The 5,742-nt window shown below is 65.8% G+C and carries 2 protein-coding genes; both read left to right on the top strand.

The window, feature by feature from the left end; genetic code table 11:
• Window positions 1-3,779 (top strand): amino acid adenylation domain-containing protein (locus ACH4U7_RS52985; protein ID WP_398534909.1); only part of this gene is annotated, 3,779 nt, incomplete at its 5' end.
• Window positions 3,776-5,742: condensation domain-containing protein (locus ACH4U7_RS52980; RefSeq protein WP_398534908.1), on the top strand; the 1,967-nt coding region annotated here is incomplete at its 3' end. The genes ACH4U7_RS52985 and ACH4U7_RS52980, both read left to right, overlap by 4 nt.

The raw sequence follows: 5,742 nt of genomic DNA, 5'->3' as shown, positions 1-5,742 counted from the left end.
TCCGCGAACTCATCCACCGCACCCGAGAAACAGACCTCACCGCCTACGCACACCAAGACATCCCCTTCGAACGCCTCGTCGAGGTGTTGAACCCGGAGCGGTCGATGGCCCGGCATCCGCTGTTCCAGGTGATGTTCTCCTTCCAGAACGACACCCACCTAGACCTGGACCTGCCCGGCCTGGACATCGCCGAGCAGCCGTTGGGCGCGGTGCCAGTCAAGTTCGATCTGACGGTCAACCTCAGCGAAGACCGCACCGCCGACGGCACCCCCAACGGGCTGACCGGGCGCATCGACTACCGCACCGACCTCTTCCATGCCACGACCATCGAGGCGTTGGCTGCTCGGCTGGTGCGGGTTCTGGAGTCGGTCACCGCGGATCCGGATCTGGCCGTCAGCCAGGTCGACGTCCTCGGCGAGGCCGAGCGGCATCAGGTCCTCACCCGCTGGAACGACACCGCACACCCGCTTCCGGACGCCCTGCTGCCCGAGCTCTTCGAGGCCCAGGTCAAGCGCACCCCCGACGCGGTCGCGGTCGAATTCGAAGGACAGGCTCTGACGTATGGCGACCTGAACGCCCGGGTCAACCGGCTGGCGCGGTATCTGATCGCCCGGGGCGCCGGGCCGGAGCAACTGGTAGGGGTGGCGCTGCCACGCTCGGCTGAACTGGTCGTAACCCTGCTGGCCATCCTCAAAACCGGCGCGGGCTATCTGCCCATCGACCCGGACTACCCCGCCGACCGCATCCACTACATGCTTCAGGACGCGGCCCCCGCACTCCTGGTCACCGACACCACCACCTCACCCACCCTCCCCCCGGTCGACGATCTGCCCCGCATAGAACTGGACACGGCCGACACCCGTACGGCCATCACCGCACACCCCGCCGCCGACATCACCGACGCCGACCGCATCGCGCGCTTGCTGCCGCTGCATCCCGCCTACGTCATCTACACCTCCGGCTCCACCGGCCACCCCAAGGGCGTGGCGGTGCCGCACCACGGCGTGGTGAATCGATTGCTGTGGATGAAGACGGAATATGGTCTGGCTGCCGATGATCGGGTGTTGCAGAAGACGCCGTCCGGGTTCGACGTGTCGGTCTGGGAGTATTTCCTTCCGCTGATCGCGGGAGCGGTGTCGGTTGTCGCTTCACCCGGTGTCCACCGGGATCCCGCCGAGCTTGCCGCGCTGATCCGCGATGCCGGGGTTACCACGGCGCATTTCGTACCGTCGATGCTGCGCGAGTTCATCCAGGAGCCGACCGCGTCTGCGTGCGGGAGTTTGCGGAACGTTGTGTGCAGCGGAGAAGCACTCCCGGCGGAGCTGCAGAACACGGCCCTCCGCACGCTGAACTCGAGCGTGCACAATCTCTACGGGCCCACCGAGGCCACCGTGGATGTGACCTACTGGGAGTGCCGGGAGAGCGGCGACGCCTCGGTGCCCATCGGCCGTCCGGTGTGGAACACGCGCCTGTATGTGCTGGACGACCGGCTGTCACCGGTCCCTGTTGGAGCTTCCGGCGAGCTTTACGTGGCCGGCGCGCAAGTGGCGCGAGGCTATCTGGGACGGCCGGGTCTGACAGCCGAGCGGTTTGTGGTGGATCCGTTTGGTGAGGCCGGGGCGCGGATGTACCGGACCGGGGATGTGGTCCGGTGGCGGCCGGACGGGGCGCTGGAGTTCCTGGGGCGTGCGGATGGCCAGGTGAAGGTGCGTGGCTTCCGTATCGAGCTGGGTGAGGTGGAGAGCGTCTTGGTGGCGCATGACGCCGTCGCCCAAGCCGCTGCCGTGGTGCGGGAGGACCGGCCCGGCGACAGGCGCTTGGTCGGCTATGTCGTGCCCGCGGGCGGGGGAGCGGTGGTCGACACCGTCCAGGTGCTTGACCTGGCCAGGGACCGGTTGCCGGACTACATGGTGCCGTCGGTGTTGTCGGTGCTCGAGCGGCTGCCGCTGACCCCGAACGGGAAGCTGGATCGGAAGGCCCTGCCCGCTCCGGACTACGGCGCGTCGGCTTCGGGACGGGCGCCGCGGACACCCAGGGAAGAGCTGCTGTGCGGGTTGTTCGGCGAAGTCCTCGGCGTTCCCAAGGTCGGCGTCGATGACAGCTTCTTCGACCTAGGTGGCGACAGCATCGTGTCGATCCAGCTCGTCGCCCGCGCACGGGCAGCAGGCCTCGTCATCACCCCGCGGGACGTGTTCGAGCGGAAGACCGTGGAGGCATTGGCACTGGTCGCGACCAATGCCGAGGCGGCGGTGGCGGACACGAAGAGCGACAGCCCATTCGGCGCTGTGGCCCTGACACCGGTCATGCATCAGCTGCGTGAGCGGGGTGGCTCCATCGACCGGTTCAGCCAGGGGGTGTTGCTCCAGGTTCCCGGGCGACTGGGGCTGGAGGAACTGGTCGTGGCGGTGCAGGCGATCCTGGATCACCATCATGCGCTCCGTGCCCGACTGATCGACAGGGACGGAGAATGGGAGCTCCATATCCCCGCGGTCGGTGCCGTGCGAGCGGCGGAGTGTGTGCGGCGTGTGGACGTGGCCGGACTGGCCGAAGACGCTGTGGGCAAGATGATCGGGACTGAGGCGGAAGCCGCGCGAGAGCGGCTTTCACCGAGGTCAGGGGCGATGGTTCAGGCGGTCTGGTTTGACTTCGGCCCCGACGCGCCGGGACGGCTGCTGGTGGTGGCGCACCACCTGGTGGTCGACGGGGTGTCCTGGCGCATCCTGCTGCCCGACCTCCATACGGCCTGGGAAGCGGCCACGACCGGGGCCGACCCTGTCTTTCAGCCGGTGGGCACCTCGTTCCGCCACTGGGCCACCAGGCTGGTCGCGCAGGCGGACGAGCACCTTGTGGAGCTGCCACTGTGGGAGAAGATCCTCGATGCCCCGGATCCCCTGTTGGGTACGCGGGCGCTGCAACCGGGCAAGGACACCTGGGCGACGGCGGGGGACCTGACGTTCGCACTGCCAGTGGAGCAGACGGCCTCTCTCCTTACTCACATCCCCACGCTGTTCCGCTGCGGCATCGACGATGTCCTGCTGACCGCTCTCGCGCTCTCCATTGATGGCTGGAGAGATGGCACTGGGGCCGGCGGTGGTACGGATCTGCTGGTCGAGCTCGAGCGACACGGCCGCGAACACCGGGTGGACGGGACTGACCTGTCACGTACGGTCGGGTGGTTCACGAGTACGTTCCCCGTGCGTATCACCACGGAGACCCGGGGGAGGGGCGGCCTGCGTGGATCCGCTGTCGACGGCGCGCTGAAGAGCGTCAAGGAACAGCTGCGGGCTGTGCCACACAGCGGTATGGGATACGGGCTGTTGCGCCATCTCCATCCGCAGGGAAGCTCGGATTTGCGGCAAAAGAGCAGCGCTCAAATCCTCTTCAACTATCTGGGCAGAGTGGCTGTCACGGGGGAGAGCCATTCGCGGGCAGCGGCGAATTGGACCGTCGTTCCCAACAGCAAGGCGGGAGCTGGAGCCGATCCAGATATGCCGATGAGCCATAGCCTCATCGTCGATGCGGTGGTTCAGGACACCCATGACGGGCCGAAGTTGATGGTGACATGGTCGTGGCCGACCGGTGTGCTCACCGAAGAACGGGTTCAGGAGCTGGCGGACTCTTTCCTTGAAGTCCTCGCACTCATGGCGGACCGTGCGGCACAGCCGGACGCCGGAGGGCTCACCCCGTCCGATGTAGGGCTGCTCGACCTGAGTCAGGACGAAATCGACGAGTTCGAGCTTGCTGCGATGGAAGACGGAGCGGAAGGAAATCTGCTGTGAAGCGATCGAACATCGAGGATCTCCTGCCGTTGTCGCCCCTGCAGGAAGGGCTGTTCTTCCACTCTCTGTACGACAATGAGGCGGCGGACACCTACGCCGTTCAGGTTGTCATCCGGCTGGCCGGAAAGCTGGACACGGGTGCGCTCAGGCTCGCGGCAGAGGCGATGCTCGCGCGGCATGCGAGCTTGCGGGTCCGCTTTCGCTACCGTAAGTCAGGGAAGCCCATTCAGATGGTGATGGGCGAGGTTGAATTGCCCTGGCGTGAAGTTGATCTGGAACACCTTGAATCGGCTGAACGCGACGCCGAACTGACCCGGATCGCAGAGGAAGACCGGGCTCTGGGATTTGATCTGAGCAAGGCTCCGCTCCTGCGTTGCACGCTGGTCCGGACGCGCGAGGACGAGCACTGTCTCATCTGGTCGAACCATCACATCCTGCTGGACGGATGGTCCAATGCTGTTCTCTTCCGCGAGCTGTTCACGCTCTACAAGTGTTGCGGCGATGATTCACAGCTGCCGTTCGTGCCGTCCTATCGGGATTATCTGGCGTGGATAGCCAGGCAGGACACCGGAGCCGCGGAGACGGCTTGGCAAGAGGCATTGGCCGATCTGGACGGCCCCACCCGTATCGATATTTCGGGGAAGAAACAGACCGCTGCCGCTCCCGATCGGCTGACGCATACGGTTTCGCAAGAGCTGGCCGACGCGCTGAGCGCCACGGCACGCGCTCATGACCTCACGCTCAATACCCTGATCCAAGGTGCCTGGGCCATCTTGTTGAGCCGGATGACCGGGCGCGATGACGTCGTCTTCGGCGCCACTGTGGCCGGCCGACCGCCGGAGATCCCGAGCGTCGATAAGATGGTCGGGCTGTTCATCAACACTCTGCCTGTGCGTATACGTCTCGACTCTTCCCAGCCGTTGGGGGAGTTGCTGACACAGGTGCAGGACCAGCAGGCCCGTCTTATGGACCACCAGCACCTGGGATTGTCTCGCATTCAGCGTGCGAGCGGCCATGAGGAGCTGTTCGACACAGTCGTTGTATTTGAGAACTATCCAGTGGAATCCGCGGCGTCCGCGGCACTGGACGAAGAAGTACAGGTCGCGGACATCTCCGTGCGCGATGCCACTCACTATCCAGTCAGCCTCATGGTCGTTCCTGGGCGGGGGTTGGAACTGCGGCTGGATTATCAGCCTGTTCTGTTTGAGCGTGAGTGGGCGGAGGTGCTGGCCAGCCGTCTGGTGCGGGTGTTGGGGGCGATGGCCGCTGGTCTGGATGTGCCGGTGGGGCGAGTTGATGTGTTGGGTGAGGCGGAGCGGCAGCAGGTGCTGGTCGGCTGGAATGACAGGGCGCGTCGGATGCCGGATGTGGTGCTGCCGGAGTTGTTCGAGGCGCAGGTGGAGCGGACTCCGGATGCGGTCGCGGTGCTCTTTGACAGCCAGGAGTTGACCTATGGCGAGTTGAATGCACGGGCGAACCGGTTGGCGCGGCATTTGGTGGGGCTGGGGGTTGGTCCGGGGGATGCGGTGGCGGTGTGGATGGAGCGTTCCGCCGATCTGATCGCTGTGTTGTTGGCGGTGCTGAAGACGGGTGCGTTTTATGTGCCGCTGCATGAGGGCTATCCGGTGGAGCGGTTGCGCTCGGTGATGCGTGACTGCGGTGCTCGTGTGCTGCTGACCGACCGGCCTGCTCAGGCGGACGGGTTCGCCGAAGGCGCGCGTGTGGTCGAGGTGACCGGCGAGGTCCTGACCGGTGCCGGTGCTGGGGCTGATGAGGGCAATGTGGTGGTGGGCGGTCGGCATCCGCTGCAGCTGGCCTACGTGATGTACACCTCGGGCTCGACCGGTGAGCCGAAGGGTGTGGCGGTGCCGCACCGGGGTGTGGTGGAGCTGGCTTTGGACAGGGCGTGGGCCGGGGACACGGATGGTGTGCATGAGCGGGTGCTGATGCATGCTCCGCATGC

It is taken from the genome of Streptomyces sp. NPDC020845 (genome assembly GCF_044334165.1).
Classification (GTDB): Bacteria; Actinomycetota; Actinomycetes; order Streptomycetales; family Streptomycetaceae; genus Streptomyces.
The sequence above is the reverse complement of the archived record's forward strand: the minus strand, read 5'-3'. Positions and strand labels throughout refer to the sequence as shown.